Genomic DNA, 15,243 nt, shown 5'->3' on the forward strand with positions numbered 1-15,243 from the left:
TCCCAAGGTATCCCATCGTCGCCTTGACAATCGGATGCTGGATATCCTCGACGCTGTCGACTTCTTCCGTTCTTGAATAAGCGATTCGAGTGCCGTTATCGAACTTGCGGTTCACATTCACGTAGACGTACTTGTCGATAGCAACGCTTAGGACGGCGCCGCCTTCCTCCCGATAGAAGGCAGGCAGATCGCTGCCACCTCCCACGAAGCTCACTCGAAGCGGCGTCTGACTGATGATCATCCGACGGCCTCAATCAGCTCGATCGCCCGCAATCGGACGCACTGGTTGGCGCTCGACCGCGATGCCAAAACGATTGGTGTCTCGTCCTCCTGGCGGGAACTATAGATACGCGCTGCAGCCTCCCGATCCACGCCTCGACGCGAGTATTCCCGCGTCACTCGGTGCCTCCTCAGCTCCTCATCGATATCAACGAAGAATGTGTGTGCACGACCCGGCAAAACCACATCGGACAGCGAAAGAGCGACGGCTCCTTCCACGACCAGGACGGTTTCCGGAGAAATGCTTACCTTTTCCGATCTTGGATGCGATACGCGGCTCAGCTTTTCGTAATAGGGCAGATCGAGCGTCTCGCGAGAACGAACGCCCACCAGGCGGCTTACAACCTTCCTAATCTCGTTCATGTCGTAGCGACCCATCACCGTTGCTTCGCGATCGGCGGCGGACCGTATCCAGCGATCAAGGGCAACGACTTGCGCATCAAAGCCGCGGCCGCGAAGTACCTCGGCGATAGCGCTGGAAAGGACGCTCTTTCCGCTTCGGGAGAGCCCTGCCACGAAACACACGTCACCCGGCTTAACATGCGCGATCAGATCGGATGCCGTGTCCACCAAGGTCGGATGAACGGTGAGAATGAACTTGGCAGCCTCGAACAAATCCGGGACGGTATAGTCGGGCATGACATGATACTTGCTGTCCAGCCCGCCCGCGCCCGTCTCGACCAGGATCGATCTGATGCCGGACCGTTTTGCGAGCGCGACGTCGGTAGAGGAATCGCCGATGACCCAGGATTGTCTGCGATCGATATTGAACGCCTCGACCGCCTCGTCGACCAACCCGGTGGCGGGCTTGCGGCATTCACAGTGGACCTTTAGCGCTTCCACCTCACCGGCAAAGCCGCGATCTGGATGGTGCGGGCAGTAATAGATGGCATCGACAAAAGCCCCCTGGCGGCCAAGCTCGGTCTCCATCTTGTTATGGATCATCCGCAAGTCTCGTACAGAGCAATCTCCTCTCGCCACAACGGGTTGGTTTGTGACGATGATTGTCCGGTATTCGGCCTGGTTGAAACAGGCGATCGCGGCCGCGGCCCCCTCGATCAGTTTGAAGCGTTCGGGACGATCGATATGCCCATCGTCGATATTGATGCACCCGTCCCTGTCCAAAAATACTGCTTTCTGCGGAGAAGCGAGTGAAGCTCGGGCTATGCGGCCGGAGGCAAGGTCGGCGCAGACCTTGTCAAGTCTCGCCGGGGTTCCCGCGTCCTTAATGTACTCAGGGCTGCTATAGCTTCTGATCTCCGCGCCGGCCCGAAGCATTTCAGGAAAGAGATCCTTGCCAAAATCGAGCGGAGTTGCCGCGGCGCGCCACGGGAACAAGGCTTGTCTTCGAATGTAGTAAAGAGCTGCGCTGACTTTGTTGGGATAAAAGCAACCGGGATCGTGTGGATATGGATGGAACGCGGTAACCACGCCATCTTCCGACGTCTCGATCAGATCGGAATCATGCGGGTGATCATTCGGATGGGTGAAAATAGTCGCGGCTGCTGCCTCGTGTCTTTCATGGAAGCACTTGAAGCGGGTGAGATCGACGTCGAGCATCGTGTCGCCGTAGATCGTGAGGAAGTCCTCGTCGAGCAGATGCAGAACGGACAGAACCGCCCCGGCAGTCCCGCGAGGCGCACCGTCATCTACGCAACGAACTTCAATCCCCCAATTCCCGCGCTGATTGCAAAAATCCACGATTTGCTCGGCTGCGTGGTTCACCAGGATCAAGATCCTCTCGATCCCGTGTTGCTTGGCTAGGAGGATTTGATGCTCGAGAAGTGGCTTGCCACCAATGTTGGCCAGCGACTTGGGCAGATCACCGATCCGGCCCCTGAGCCGTGTCCCCAGACCACCGGCAAGTACAACGGCCTGCATCACGGGTGTCCTTCCTGCCGTACGATTTCCACGACGGCTTTTCGGACAGCGTCGGCCGATCCAAGCTGGGGCCGCCAACCGAGTGCACGGAGCTTTGCTACGTCATAGGAAAACCGGGGAACATCCCCCGTCCAACCGCGATCTTCAAATCCGTATTCGATCCCCGCGCCCGGTGCGACAGCCTCGACAGTGGTTTCCGCTATGAAGCTGACGGTTACCCCTTTGTCCTCGGGGCCGATATTGTAGCAGCCAAGCCGTTCGGATGCGTTTGCACGCAGGTAGACGATCGCATCGATCAGATCATTGACGTGAAGATAGGCCTTCCGTTGCCGGCCCGATCCCAAAACGTTCAGCTTGTTTGGTGTGATCTTTAGCTTTCTGACGAAATCCAGAATGACGCCATGTGTTGCCGGAATGCCGATCACGTTCGGAAAGCGAAAGATCAAGGCCCGCCCCAACCAGTTCTCGACGGCCGCGCTGATTAGCGCTTCCGATGCTAGCTTCATGGCGCCGTAGTTGGAAATCGGCAGCAGCGGCCCGACATCCTCTCTGATCGGAGCCTCCCCCAAATCGCCGTACACGGCTGAGCTGGATGCAAAAGCAAGGAACGGAACTCCCGCCTCCCTCATTGAGTCCAACACGTTGAACGTCGTTAGAAAGGTATCGCGCAGATCGACAGAGGCATCGGTGATTCCTGCAGGAATGTCCGAATTGGCAGCCATGTGCCAGACTTCGGAAATCGGAATGCGACTGTGACAGTTCATAAAGCGGCTTCTCACCGCAGCCGCGTCTGAGAGATCCACTTTCTCAAAAATGAACCTCTCATGCGTAAGAAGCTCGTTCAGGTTTTCCCGAGAACCTCGCGACAGGTTGTCAAAGCCAAAGACCGAATATCCACGATCAATAAAGATCCGTGCAAGCCTGCTTCCTACAAAGCCGGCCACTCCCGATATGAAGATGGCGCGCGGTTCAACCAATCGGATTGCCCCTTAGCCTCTTGTGCGCAAGCTTTCGCGCCAAAGTCTTCCGGATTCTGCAATGACTTCCGTTTGCGAGCCTTCACCGCTGGACAGCCGCGAGTTCGACCGGGGCTCGGCATTAAGCTCTGCGCCCGTTTTGAGGTCATGCGTCTCTTGCGTCTCTGTGAATCATTGCATGGTTTTCTTCGATCCGCGATTATTCCTCGGGGGTAGCCCCATTTTGCTGATCCGGACTGAATCGCATCGCGCCCGCTGTGGGGCGACGCTGCTGCGGATTCTGGCGGTCGTGCCGGCCGCACAATCTCGCCGTTTGCGTCTCTGTCGGATCGAACTGGCCCTCGACTAAGCATACCGACGCAATGTCCCGGATGAGGGGCGGTCGCCATCCACCGAGAAGCTCCGAAACTCGATACCGAGCTGCTTGAGCCGCTCTACGCCGGGAACCTCTCGCGCCGGGCGCACGAGCCCGAGGATGGAGTCGGATCGGAAGGGCAGGGGGACATGCACCGCCTCAGCTGCCTTGAGGGCGCCACTGACAAGCTGCCAGGGCACGGCGACGGCACGCAGTGTTCTGCCTTGCGATGCGGCGATCTCGTTCATGAGCCGTCGGAACGGCACCGGTTCGGGGTTGGCCAGCCCTACCGGTTCCGGCAGGGGCATGTCCGACTCGGCAATACGCACCATAGCGGCTGCCATGTCCGCCTCATGCACCATGAACTGATGGGATTGCGCCCCGATGAGAGGTGTAACCGGCAGCGTGGTGAGCTTGCGGAGCGCGCCTGCCATCCCGCCCCAACCGGGGCCGTACACTAGGCCGAGCCGGGTGGAGACAGCTCCCAGACTGCCCGCCGTGCGCTCGCAGGCCAGTTTCGCCTGACCGTACAACTGTTGGGTTCCCTTATAGGCGGACATCGAGGAGATAAAAATAACCCGGCGAACCCCTGCGGCGGCGACATTGCGGAGGAGGTGCTGCGAGCCTGACACATTGGTGCCCCACACATCGCCGGCGCTGACGAGGGTCAGGTCCCATGCACCGTGGATGAGCACATCCAGGTCGCTGAATGCGGCCCCTGACGGCGGGCGCTTGATCTCATATGGGCGCCACTCGGCGACGCTGGCGGCAGATTCGGAGGCCACCCGGTTCGGACGGGCGAAGGCGATGACCTTATGCCCTTGTTCGGCGAAGGCGGCGCGCAGGATGGTCCCGACATATCCGTTCGCTCCGGTGATACCGACCCGCATCGAACGCTCAAGCCGTCAGCTGCATCGCTTCGCGGGCGATGCGATGCGAATTGGCCATCACCGTCAGCGTAAAGGTGGTAGCCGGAACATTTGGGAAAACCGACCCGTCGATGAGATGGATCCGGTCCCAGCGCGCCAGCCGCCCAAGGCGGTCTGTCGTCGCACTCCCGGAATCCGGCTCATTGGCGTGAGGAAAGCTGCCGCCAAAGTGGTAGCTTTTGGCTCCGCCCGACCACAGCATCCGCGGCGTGACTGGCCACAAGTCAAGGTAAGGTGCCGCCCTGCGGATCCGGCTTATCACGTCAGGCAGCATTGGAGGCACGCATTTGCCCCTGACCTTGGCCTCGCTGAAGCCCTCCGAAGTGAGAGTGATCTGGGGGAGCTCGTCAGGAGCTGCTGCGGACAGCTGGGCGCTCACTCGGATCTTGGGTGACGCCCAGGACGGCAAGTAGCCCAGGCCTACCGTCAACCGGCTGAGCAGCCGATCGGTCGCGAAGGCGGCGGCGCGGTGTTTGAGGAAACCGGGAAGCGCATCGTAATATGCCTGATTGAACGGATAGAAGTGAATCTGTGAAACATCCAAGCCTTCGTCGTCCCGGGCGATGACCATGGTGAACTGGTTGAGTGTGAACTCGCGCCTTGCACGTGGGTCGGGAGTTGGCTTCATGGAAATCATTGGAAGAACGAACTGAGCAGATTCCGAAAGATGCACCGGCTGGTTCGATCCGAGCGAGCCCAGCATCAGCCTTGTGGTCCCGATTGCTCCGCAGCCCACGAAGACCCGGTCGGCCGTGAATCGCTGGATCCGGCCGCTCGACAGCTCCCGTGCGTGCACGACGGCCGTGTCGCCCTCCTGTTCGACTCGCACCGCGAGCAACCCGCTGCGGTAGTCGATCCTCCCGTTGCGCCGGAAGCGATCGAAGCTGTGCGAGGCCGAGAAGATCAGCGACCGTGGGCACCCGGTCATGCACAGGCTGCAGGGCTGGCATTGAGGGGCAGCGAAGGCGAGCCGGGCGCGGCCTATCGTTATTCCGGTGGAGCGCACTCGCTCGCGGTGCCGGTCGTAGTTGGCCAGGACCATTTGTGTCCGCGGCGCCAGCGGCGGAAGCGCGTCCGGGGATCCGATGAGGGGAAACCACTCCTCGAGATCGTCGGACTCTCCCGCGAAAGGTATGTGACCCAGAATCGTCCGATAGTGCTCTTCCATATCCGAGAAGCCGAACGGCCATCCCTTGAACGTGGCGGCGCTGAAGGGCATGATCTGGGCCCCCCAGACATTGCTGAACCCCCCGTAGGCGCTCGATATGACCGCCGGGTTCACTCTGCTCACGGAATGGACGCCGTCGAGCTGGCCCTTGTTGGCAAACGGGAAATCGGATCCGTAGCTTCTCTTTTCAGGCAGCGAGTCGGACTGGACCGGCTTGGGCTGCTGGCTGATCCGGCGGACATCCTCTTCATCCCAGTCGTCGACACGCAGCCTAGACAGCCTGGCTATGACCTCCTGGGTCTCCGCGTTCAGCACGGTGCCCGGGTCGAACACGGTTATCTTCTCGTCCGGTTTTTCGGACAGCGCCAACACGGCGGCGGCTGCAGCCGGACCCGACCCGATGATTAGCGAAGACGGCATCTACTTCCCACGCCTAACGCCTTGCGCGGCTGCGTCCAGGATCTGCTTGTTTGCCTGTTGGCGCAGCTGGCGCCGGCGGCGCAGCAGCGCGATCCGGCCGGTGACATGGCCTGCCGCGGCAAGGCCCACGCCAACGATTATTGCCGCGCACCGCGCCAGCCCGTGGGCGTCGCCCTTGGCCGCCTGCAAAATCTCGCGCGGCACGCCCCTGGTCAGCGCGTGCCAGACGAAGCGGGTCTCGGCACCCAGTGTGGCGGCTTCGCCCATCTGGGCAAAGGCCTCGACTTTCCCCTTGTTGACGAAGAAGCAGCGGCGCCAGAAGTACTTCCAGGTCGGCCGTGAGGCGGGCACAAAGTGGCGGACGGTCGCCGCCGGTTCATAGATGACCGCCTCGCTGCCCTTGATGTGCGCCACGCGGTGGCACATGTCCATGTCGTCGTGATGGTCGGAATGGAATCCTCCTACCTGCTCGAGGAGGGTCCGCCGCACCGACATGTTGGCTCCGATGAGGTGAGCCAAAGGGCCTCGGCTGGTCGGAAGGCCATCGTAAGCACATCCGAACACCCAGTCGAACTGTAGAGGGAACCAGTCCGGGCGGCCAACCTCGAACACCGGAATGGGACGCCCGCCGACGGCGCCGATGCGCTCGTCCTGGTACGGGGCGGTGAGAACCTCGAGCCAGTCCTTGTCGGCCGCCGCATCGTCATCCAGGAACGCCAGGATCTCTCCGGCAGCCGTCTCGGCTGCCGTGTTTCGGGCCGACCCGAGATGCCCATCCCATTTGTTCTGGATCACTCGTATTGGGGGGGTGGATGCAGCGAAGTCAGCCCATTGGGCGGCACAACGGCGGAATAGGGGCTGGTCGACGCATACGATGATCTCGCAGGGCTGCAATGTCTGCTCCTGAGCCGAGGCCACCGACCTCAGCAGCAGTGCCCATCTGTCCGCAGTGTAGGCACAGATAATTACTGAGATCGTAGGGGGGCGGCGTTCGCTGCTGACGCCATCCTCGGACTGCCCGGTTTTCGACCGCGGCTGACCGGTTTTGGCAACGTCATTAACGCCGCGGGCGAGATCGATACTTGGGTTCCGGACGTGGCCCTCCTGGCCAACGCCAGTCGACGGATAGGATTGCGCAAGCTTCAGAATACGCATCTAGGAATTCTCCCGACTTGAGCTGCCCGTGTCTGTCCAAACTCTTCGATAAGGGTGCGATGGTCCAGGTTTTAAACGCCAGGCTTCCGCGCACCGGATTCGGCCTGCCCGGAGGGCGGTTCTCACCACGGAAGATCACCAGGGCTCGCGGGCGCGGCGGGCCTGGCGGCGCACCGCCCTGACGGCCGCGTTCAAATCGTCCCAGCGATCGAGTGTGGAGGCGCAGATCACAATGCAAGCTTCAGTCATGGCAGCTAGTGAGTGGCTTCTGAGGCCGAGCTGGCATCGCGTGTCTGCGTCGCCCGAGCCGTGGCGGCTTTGAGGATGTTCCAGAGCGCACCACCGTCACGGTGGATATCGAACTGGTGTATTCGTCGACAGGATAGCGTCCGCTGTCCTGCAGCGAGGAAATCAACCTTCTGCATGCCGTAGGCGCCGTCATTGATAGCCATCCTGTTTTGACTCGGATCCCAGTACAGCGGATACGTACCGTTGACTGCGAGATTGCTGGTTTCGCCTTCAAGCCGCCAATTCCAGATCGTTGGGGACGCTTCCGTCGAGCGACCCGATCACAGGTTTATGGAAGACGCGGACCACATTGGCGCCCATCGCCACCGCGTCGTCGAGAACGCGAGTGACCTCATAGTGCGAACCGTAGGTCAGATAGTGGTTGTTTACGCCGGTCACGAAGAACAGGCGGCCGTTCAGCGTGAAGTTCGTTCCGGAAGTCTTGATGAAGGATGTTGCCGACGGATCGTTCGGGGTGCTCGCGAGTGCCGGAACGGATATGAACGCGAGCAAGAGCGCAAACCACCACGCGTTACGCAGTCCATATCTTGTCCGTTGCCAGTCGACATTCATTCCTCCACGTGACTCCTGCCGGAGGCACAGCGCAAGCGCCCCGAAGGACTACCCCTTCTGACCTCGCACAGGCGAGCGTCGATCGGGCATAGTAGTGCCTGGCCGCTTCCAGCCGCTCGAGTGGGGACCCGTGCTGTCAGCCATCTCCCAAATCAGATATTCGGTGAGCCTCCGGAATGCACTGGGCGGAAACCATCCTCGCGCTGCGGGGCGCGCTGCTGCTTTGTCATCGTGGAGTTGTGAGCTGGCGTCCTTTTGAAATCGGTTGCGAGAACAACAATGCGCATCTGCCTCAATCTCGATCCGTCCCGGCTACTGCGATGGCACCTCTGGCTGGCAGAAGCGCTTACTGAAGTGCCCGGCAACGATGTCTCTTGCGCATTCTCGGCCGGTTGCCGCCCGCTGCCGTTGATCTTCCGGCTGCTGCTCGAACTCGAACGACTGCTCTATGGCTACCGCGCCAACGGTGTCACCGACTCCGTAGAGGCGGAGCTGCGATCCCTGCCGCCACCCCCGGCCGACCAAGTGGATGTGGTGATCAACTTGAGCGGCGAGGAGCCGCTCCCGTCGGGACGGCGCGTGCTCACTCCGCTCTTCAACGGGCTACCGGGCGAGATTGGAGTCATGACGGCCTTGGCGAATGATCAGGACCTTCTCGTCGAACTGCACGACACGGCGCGCCCGTCGCAGCCGTGGATGGCACGTCCGGCCAGTGTGGACCGTAAAGTATTCACGGCGGGCCTCGACAGCGTTCTCTCCTGCGCTGTGGCGCTGATCCTAAAAGCCTTGCGCGGGGAAACCAGTTCAGCTTCGTCCGGTGTCCCCGGTCCACCGACGGCGGCGCCTTCCCTTGGCGCGGTTTCGGCCATTGCATGGGAGACCGCAACGGCGGTATCGAAGGCAATCGAGTTCTTGGACAGATTGTCGAGAGGCGGCAGGTCATGGGGGATTGGCTGGCGCTTCGACCAGGTAGCGAGCCTGCTCGATAAAGGCCAAGCAGCTTTCAGCGTGCTTACCGGGGACACCGGCAGCTTCCTTGCCGACCCGTTCCCGTTCCGGCATCAGGGGCAAGATTTCATCTTCGTCGAACAGTACCTCTACTCAAAGAACCGGGGGTGCATTGCGGTCGTGACAGCGGACCGGAGCGGGGCCGCCGGCGCACCTCAGATCGTCCTGGAGGAGCCGCACCACCTCTCGTACCCGTTCGTGTTCGAGCAGGACGGGCAGGTCTGGATGATCCCCGAATCGGGTGCGGCAAGGAATGTCAGTCTCTACAGGGCGGTCGAATTCCCGTACCGGTGGAAGCGGGAGGCCTGCCTCCTGGAAGGCATTGAGGGGTACGACACCACGCCGCTGCGCCATGAGGGCGGCTTTTGGTTTTTCGTCAGCCCAAGGCTGTGGAGGTCCACGTCCTGGGATGTTCTTAGCCTCTACCATGCCGCGAGCCTGACGAAACCTTGGACGCCCCATGCCGCAAACCCCATTCTGCTCGATGCTGCGCTCAGCCGCCCCGCAGGCGCCGTTATCCGACACGGCGGACGCATGCTACGCCCAGTCCAGAACTGCGCTCGCAGCTACGGCGGCGCGGTGACGTTCTGCCGGATCGATGCGCTCGGCGAGTCGGAGTTTGCCCAGACCCCGATTGGTGGCATTTCGTCCGGAGCGTTCGGGTGTCACACCTATAACCGCCGGTCTGGCCTGGAGGTGATCGACCTATTCGGTCATGTCCGTGGCTTGCGCCAGGTCACAACTTCGTATCGGCTGTTTGCGCCCGATGTGCCGCCCTCAGCGTCGCATGGGCGGCCCCTTTCTCGTCCAGAACAGTTAGCGTGGCCAGGCGGTCGGGCCCTCGACCCTTCTGGCGCGCAAGATTAAGGGGTAGCTCGGGAAATTACGGCCGGATGAAGAAGCGAGCCCACATGCGGGGCCCCGCGGCTTCTGGCCAGTGGCAATGTCGACGTTTCGCGCGAGGTTCATCGCGCCGGCGATCTTCGCTGCCTTCTACCCTGCTTGCTCCGAGAGCCTGTCGTCCGGGGATTTGGATCCCAGCCGCAGCTCGATGATTGTCCTCGCGGGCGTGAACGCATCGCGCTGCTGGCGGCTCCTCAGGTCTACCGGCGGCAGCGCTGCTGCCGCAGCCGCTGAAGGTGATCGTGCCACTGCCGTGCCATCTGTCATGGCGGTTGGCGCGAACTAACCTGAAGGGATAACCACAAAGAGCTAATCACCTTTGGTGCCTTCTAACCATCTATTGAAGCTTCCATTGCGGCGTCGCATCAGCAATCCTTGCTTAACTCAGGCCAAGGAAGGTTCAATCATTTCAATCTCTCAGTCTTGTTTCATCTCATCTTTCGTCACGTCCGGGAGTCTCCATATGATCAACATAGCTGAACCCGGGGATATGGCCGCCATTCTGGGGCAGGTTCTTTCCGGGACCTATCATTCCTCTCATCATCGCGCCGGACGCCTATCGGCAGTCTTGGTGCGTTTCCAACCCGCCCCTTGGGTCCCATCGCTCGATCGTGCAGCGCTACCATGAATGCCGGTCTCTCCAGTGCTAGTGTTCTCGCCCCTGTCAGTGCCGTGTCGCCGCCTGACCCAATCAAGTTCGGGCTGCGGCAATCGTTGGCCCTACCCCGAGTCAGCTTCATCGTGCCGACGCTCAACGAAGCCGAGAACCTCCCTTGGCTTCTGCCGCGCATCCCCAACTGGGCGCACGAGATCATCATCGTGGATGGCCGTTCGACCGACGACACGGTCGCGGTCGCGCGCCGCCTACGCGGGGACGTAAAGGTTGTCTTGGAGCCCCGCCGGGGCAAGGGTGCCGCACTGCAAGCGGGATTCCGGGCCGCCACAGGCGACATCATCGTCATGCTGGACGCTGATGGCTCCATGGTCCCTGAGGAGGCGATCGTCTTTGTCAGCGCGCTGATGGCCGGCGCGGATCTCGTCAAAGGTTCACGCTTTATCCAGGGCGCCGGCACCGACGACATGTCGCTTTTCCGGATGGTCGGCAACAGAGGGCTGACCCTATTCGTGCGACTCCTCTATGGCGGTTGGTTCTCCGACCTATGTTACGGATACATTGCCTTCTGGACCAGGCATGTCAGCACGCTCAATTGCGACTGCGATGGGTTCGAGATCGAGACCCTCATCAACGTGCGGGCCTTGAAGAACCACCTCAATATCGTCGAGGTGCCGAGTTTCGAAGCTTCGCGCATCAGTGGTGTGAGCCATCTGCGTGCCATCCCGGACGGTTGGCGCGTCCTCAAGACCATCTTGCGTGAGTGGGTGTACCAACAACACGGGCGGGGCGCGACAGCCTTTGATGACGGCGGGTAGGCCTGATGCGAATCCTGATGGTTGCCGCTCGCTGTTACCCCTTCATGGGCGGCATTGAAACTCACATCCAGGAAGTCGGACCCCGCTTGGTGGCGCGTGGCCATGCGGTCGACGTGCTCACTACCGATCCCTCAGGGGAGTTGCCGGTTGAGGAGGAGGTGGGCGGCATGCGTGTGCGGCGTGTCCCAGCCTGGCCAAGGGAACTGGACCTCTATGTGGCACCCGGCATTTATACCGCGATCCGGCGCGGGGCTTGGGATCTGATCCACTTCCAGGGTTACAGCACTTTCGTGGTGCCGATCGGACTGCTCGCAGCTGTGCGCGGGCAACTGCCGTTCGTCCTGACCTTCCACAGCGGCGGGCATTCCTCCCGGCTTCGCAACGCCATTCGCAGCACCCAGCATATGCTGCTCCAGCCGATGGTAGCCCGGGCCGAGCGGCTGATCGGCGTCTCCGAATTCGAAGCCGATTTCTTCAGCAGGAGGATGGGCGTGCCGCGGGAGCGGTTTGCCGTTATCCCGAATGGCGCCTCGATGCCGGCTCCGAGCCCCGGCGTCAAGGTCGATCCTCACCTGATCGTCTCGGGCGGTAGGCTGGAGCGCTACAAGGGCCATCACCGGGCGATCGCGGCCTTGCCCGCCCTGATCCGCCGGGTACCGGACGTGCGACTGCACATCGTCGGTACTGGCCCGTACGAGGGAGAATTGCGGCGCCTAGCCGCGACGCTCGGCCTTGAGAGGCGGGTCACAATTGCTGGTATCCGCGCCTCAGAGCGGCAGAAAATGGCAGATCTATTGGCGAGTGCCGCGCTGTTCGTGCTGTTCAGCGAATACGAAGCCCATCCGGTCGCCGTGATGGAAGCCCTGTCGCTGCGCCGTCCGGTCCTCGTCAGCGACACGTCCGGTCTGCGGGAGCTGGCTGCCAATGGTCTGTGTCGGGCGATTTCGTGCAACGCCGATGCGGGAGAGCTGGCCGCCGCCATGGCCGAGGAACTGGAGGCCCATCGGGAGGTCCCGGATTTGGCGCTGCCCGACTGGGATGCCTGCGCGCAAGCACTGAGTGACGTCTATTGTAACGTCCTGGGCAGCCGATCCGCGGTCCGCTCAGCCTCCGGCGGCGTGACATCCTGGCCTCCCGCGACGAGGGTATGATGCTGATGACGCAGGCTCATTTCACCGCGAGAACCAGGATCAAACCACTCCAGGCCGGGATACGGCTCTTATCGGCCGTTATCGGTCCGGATCTTCACGGCGGCAGCGCCGATGCCCCGCCGCAACGGGCCAAATACGGTTGGATCGCGATACTGTGCCTGACCGTCGCAACGGCTCTGCTCCTGGTCGTGGCCGGGCACGCAACCGGGCGCCGGGGCTATGACGTGCCGCCCGCGCTCTTCTGGTCCGGTATGGTCCTACTGATCGTTCCGACCAGCCTCCGCATCGCCTGGCCAACGACAGCCCGAGGTGAGCGCCTGTTCCTCCTGTTCCTGCTTGTCGAAGCTCTGTTCTATTGCAAGAAGGTCTATTCCCCGACGAGCTTCAGCGGTTATGACGAGTTCTTGCACTGGATCGCAGCCGACGATCTCATCACGGCCCGCCGGCTGTTCCTGCCCAACCCGCTTTTCCCGATCGGGCCAACGTATCCCGCCCTGGAAATCTTGACGACGGCGATCGTCGATCTGACGGGACTGCCCTTGTTAGTGGCGGGAACGCTCTTATTGGCCATCCTCAAGGGCACGTTCATCGGTGCCCTGTTTCTGTTCCTCGAAAGCATCGTCGGATCGCCGCGTATCGCAGCTATCGCCTGTCTGGCCTACATGGGCTGCTCAACCTTCTTCCTGTTCGACTCAAGTTTCTCCTACCAGAGCCTCGGCATCGTGCTGTGTGTGCTGGCTTTCGCGGTCGAAGCGGCGTCCAAGGATCTTGTCGGGCGACCGAGGCTGAAGTCGCTCGGGCTGATAGCCTTGCTGTTGGCAAGCCTCGCGGTCACACATCACGTCTCGGCCGCCTTCGCCGCCATCTATTTCGGAGCGTTGGCGGGTCTCGAAGCTTTGCGCCGTCACGATCCCATGCGGATTGAGACCAGGATCGGCGTGGGTTTCACGGCGATCTTGGCCATAGCCCTGCCGTTCCTGTGGATGCAGTTCCGTGGCATCCCACTCGCAGGCTATCTCGGCCCGGTGATCGGGGCCGGCTTCCACTCATTGATTGGCATGATCCTTGGCACCGCCACCCCGGCGACGGAGCATCTTCAAGCGCCGGCCAAGGCCCTCTACCTGCAACTGACCACCTTGCTGGCGCTCCTGCTGCTGGCACTCGGACTGGCAACAGGATTCTTTCGGTCACTTGCCATCGCAGCGCTCGGTGGTGCGCGGCCGCCGGGTTGGCTTCCGATCCGGGACATTCTCAAATGCCGCTGGCGTGACAGCCGCGTCCTGCTCCTCACCTTGCTGGCCTTCGGGCTCCCGGTCTCCGTGGCCTTCCGACTGACCAGCGCCGGATGGGAAATCGGCAACCGCATGGGAACGTTCGTGTTCATCGGCGTTGGGCTGGTCGTCGCAGTGAGCATCGTCCACTTCTGGCAGGGCCGCGCGCCGCACGGGTGGCGCCGCATCGCGCCGACCCTCGCTCTGGCGGTCATCGTCCTGGGCGGCGTCGCGAGCGCCTCGATTAATCCGATCGATGGGCGCTATAGGGTGGCGGCCGATCAGGAATCAATCGAGCCCATGGGGATCGAAACGGCACGCTGGGCCAAGCAATGGCTCGGCGCGGGCAACCGCTTCATCTCCGACCGCATCAACAGCATTCTGCTTGCGAGCTACGGCCGGCAGGACGTCAGGGTCAAGATCAGAGAAGGCATCGATTCCGCGAGCATATTCGAGGTCGACACATTGGGGCCAGGGGAGTTCTGGGCCTTGGCGGGAAGCAACATCGATTTCCTGCTGGTTGACCGGCGCCTGAGCACGGCTCCACCAGTGCTCGGCTTTTACTTTCAGCCGTGGCAACGGCGGCAGGGAACGCCGATCTCGGGTGCAGCGCTCCTCAAGTTCAATGACGTCAAGGGCGTCACCCGCGTCTATGACAATGGCTGGATCGTCATCTACGACGTGAGGGAATTGCATGAGAACCATTAGCAAGCGGGGCCTTCTGGCCGCCTGCCTGTGGGCGGGGGCCGCGGTGGCGGCCGTTGCTTTCAGCGACAGCGCGCTCCTCCGGGTTGCCCTCGGCGCACCCGTGGTGTTCCTCGTCCCAGGCCATACGGTGTTGCGGGCCATTGGCGTCAGCACGACCTCCGCGTTGCAACACATCGTCTACGCGGTCGGAGCAAGCCTCGCCGTCGGCATCGCCGGGGGCTTTGCACTGAACGCCGCAGGCTCCCTCACGCCGCTCGGCTGGGCGCTGTGGTTTTGGACCGTGACGGCCGCCGCGGCGCTGGTGGCCGCCGTCCGCCGCGACACTCCCGATCTGCCAGCTTGGCCGGCTCTGGCGCGGGTCCGGGTTTGGCAGGGGGCCGTGCTCATGCTAGCGGTGCTTGTGGCGACCGGGGCCTATGCGTTTGCCGTCAGAGACGAAGCGGTCCACCGGGAATTCAAATATACCGAGTTCTGGTTGTTGCCATCAGCCAGTGGCGAGCACGGCCGGATCACGGTCGGCATCAGGAGCGCCGAGACCCAAACTCAGCGGTTCGACGTGGAAATCACCCTTGATGGGCAACCGTTCGCCGTTTTCCGATCGGTCCCCGTCGCGCCGGGCGCCACCTGGGCGCAAGAAATCCCGGTGCCCGTCGTAGCAATCCGCCAGAGGGCCGAAGCAAGGCTCTATCGACCGCAAGACAACCGGCTGTATCGCAGCGTTTCGACGCTGGTGCCGCGCTTCTGAA

The 15,243-nt window shown here is 61.9% G+C and carries 11 protein-coding genes and 1 pseudogene; 5 read left to right on the forward strand and 7 right to left on the reverse strand.

What is annotated here, in order from left to right; all coding sequences use genetic code 11:
- From EOA24_RS01590 to EOA24_RS01620, 7 genes and pseudogenes are all read right to left on the reverse strand, one after another.
- Positions 1 to 241: pseudogene (locus EOA24_RS01590) on the reverse strand (GHMP kinase); the annotation flags it as partial.
- Positions 238 to 2,160, reverse strand: coding sequence for an HAD-IIIA family hydrolase (locus EOA24_RS01595; RefSeq protein ID WP_145970240.1), 1,923 nt, complete (start codon positions 2,158 to 2,160; stop codon positions 238 to 240). The pseudogene EOA24_RS01590 and the gene EOA24_RS01595, both read right to left, overlap by 4 nt.
- Positions 2,160 to 3,137 (reverse strand): NAD-dependent epimerase/dehydratase family protein, encoded by a 978-nt coding sequence (locus EOA24_RS01600; protein ID WP_189343270.1) that lies wholly within the window; start codon positions 3,135 to 3,137, stop codon positions 2,160 to 2,162. The genes EOA24_RS01595 and EOA24_RS01600 overlap by 1 nt, the downstream gene beginning before the upstream one ends.
- 345 nt (positions 3,138 to 3,482) lie before the next feature.
- Positions 3,483 to 4,382, reverse strand: a complete 900-nt coding sequence (locus tag EOA24_RS01605) for an NAD(P)-dependent oxidoreductase (protein ID WP_127255262.1) — start codon at positions 4,380 to 4,382, stop codon at positions 3,483 to 3,485.
- A 7-nt stretch (positions 4,383 to 4,389) separates the two neighbouring features.
- Positions 4,390 to 6,009, reverse strand: a complete 1,620-nt coding sequence (locus tag EOA24_RS01610) for a GMC family oxidoreductase (RefSeq protein ID WP_126079487.1) — start codon at positions 6,007 to 6,009, stop codon at positions 4,390 to 4,392.
- On the reverse strand, positions 6,010 to 7,164 hold the full coding sequence (locus EOA24_RS01615) for a glycosyltransferase family 2 protein (protein WP_126079486.1): 1,155 nt from the start codon (positions 7,162 to 7,164) through the stop codon (positions 6,010 to 6,012).
- Between the two features lie 519 nt (positions 7,165 to 7,683).
- Entirely contained in the window at positions 7,684 to 8,025 is a 342-nt protein-coding gene (locus EOA24_RS01620; protein WP_126079485.1) for a hypothetical protein, read from the reverse strand.
- Positions 8,026 to 8,304: 279 nt separating this feature from the next.
- Here EOA24_RS01620 and EOA24_RS01625 point away from each other — a divergent pair, with 279 nt between their 5' ends.
- From EOA24_RS01625 to EOA24_RS01645, 5 genes are all read left to right on the forward strand, one after another.
- Positions 8,305 to 9,900, forward strand: coding sequence for a hypothetical protein (locus EOA24_RS01625; RefSeq protein ID WP_126079484.1), 1,596 nt, complete (start codon positions 8,305 to 8,307; stop codon positions 9,898 to 9,900).
- Positions 9,901 to 10,560: 660 nt separating this feature from the next.
- Positions 10,561 to 11,367: a glycosyltransferase family 2 protein gene (locus EOA24_RS01630; RefSeq protein WP_126079483.1), complete on the forward strand. Its 807-nt coding sequence runs from the start codon at positions 10,561 to 10,563 to the stop codon at positions 11,365 to 11,367.
- Between the two features lie 5 nt (positions 11,368 to 11,372).
- A complete protein-coding gene (locus EOA24_RS01635; protein WP_126079482.1) occupies positions 11,373 to 12,518 on the forward strand; it encodes a glycosyltransferase family 4 protein in 1,146 nt (381 codons plus the stop codon).
- Positions 12,515 to 14,497, forward strand: a complete 1,983-nt coding sequence (locus EOA24_RS01640; RefSeq protein WP_126079481.1) for a hypothetical protein — start codon at positions 12,515 to 12,517, stop codon at positions 14,495 to 14,497. The genes EOA24_RS01635 and EOA24_RS01640 overlap by 4 nt, the downstream gene beginning before the upstream one ends.
- On the forward strand, positions 14,484 to 15,242 hold the full coding sequence (locus EOA24_RS01645) for a DUF1616 domain-containing protein (protein ID WP_126079480.1): 759 nt from the start codon (positions 14,484 to 14,486) through the stop codon (positions 15,240 to 15,242). The genes EOA24_RS01640 and EOA24_RS01645 overlap by 14 nt, the downstream gene beginning before the upstream one ends.
- Position 15,243 lies beyond the last annotated feature (1 nt).

Origin of the sequence: Mesorhizobium sp. M2A.F.Ca.ET.039.01.1.1 (assembly GCF_003998035.1) — a bacterium.
Taxonomy (GTDB): Bacteria; Pseudomonadota; Alphaproteobacteria; order Rhizobiales; family Rhizobiaceae; genus Mesorhizobium.

Excerpts from the sequence above, each read along its gene's own strand:
- EOA24_RS01630 (WP_126079483.1), top strand. The coding sequence starts at position 10,561 with ATGAATGCCGGTCTCTCCAGTGCTAGTGTTCTCGCCCCTGTCAGTGCC.
- EOA24_RS01605 (WP_127255262.1), bottom strand. The coding sequence starts at position 4,382 with ATGCGGGTCGGTATCACCGGAGCGAACGGATATGTCGGGACCATCCTG.
- EOA24_RS01635 (WP_126079482.1), top strand. The coding sequence starts at position 11,373 with ATGCGAATCCTGATGGTTGCCGCTCGCTGTTACCCCTTCATGGGCGGC.
- EOA24_RS01645 (WP_126079480.1), top strand. The coding sequence starts at position 14,484 with ATGAGAACCATTAGCAAGCGGGGCCTTCTGGCCGCCTGCCTGTGGGCG.
- EOA24_RS01615 (WP_126079486.1), bottom strand. The coding sequence starts at position 7,164 with ATGCGTATTCTGAAGCTTGCGCAATCCTATCCGTCGACTGGCGTTGGC.
- EOA24_RS01595 (WP_145970240.1), bottom strand. The coding sequence starts at position 2,160 with ATGCAGGCCGTTGTACTTGCCGGTGGTCTGGGGACACGGCTCAGGGGC.
- EOA24_RS01625 (WP_126079484.1), top strand. The coding sequence starts at position 8,305 with ATGCGCATCTGCCTCAATCTCGATCCGTCCCGGCTACTGCGATGGCAC.
- EOA24_RS01640 (WP_126079481.1), top strand. The coding sequence starts at position 12,515 with ATGATGCTGATGACGCAGGCTCATTTCACCGCGAGAACCAGGATCAAA.
- EOA24_RS01620 (WP_126079485.1), bottom strand. The coding sequence starts at position 8,025 with ATGAATGTCGACTGGCAACGGACAAGATATGGACTGCGTAACGCGTGG.
- EOA24_RS01610 (WP_126079487.1), bottom strand. The coding sequence starts at position 6,009 with ATGCCGTCTTCGCTAATCATCGGGTCGGGTCCGGCTGCAGCCGCCGCC.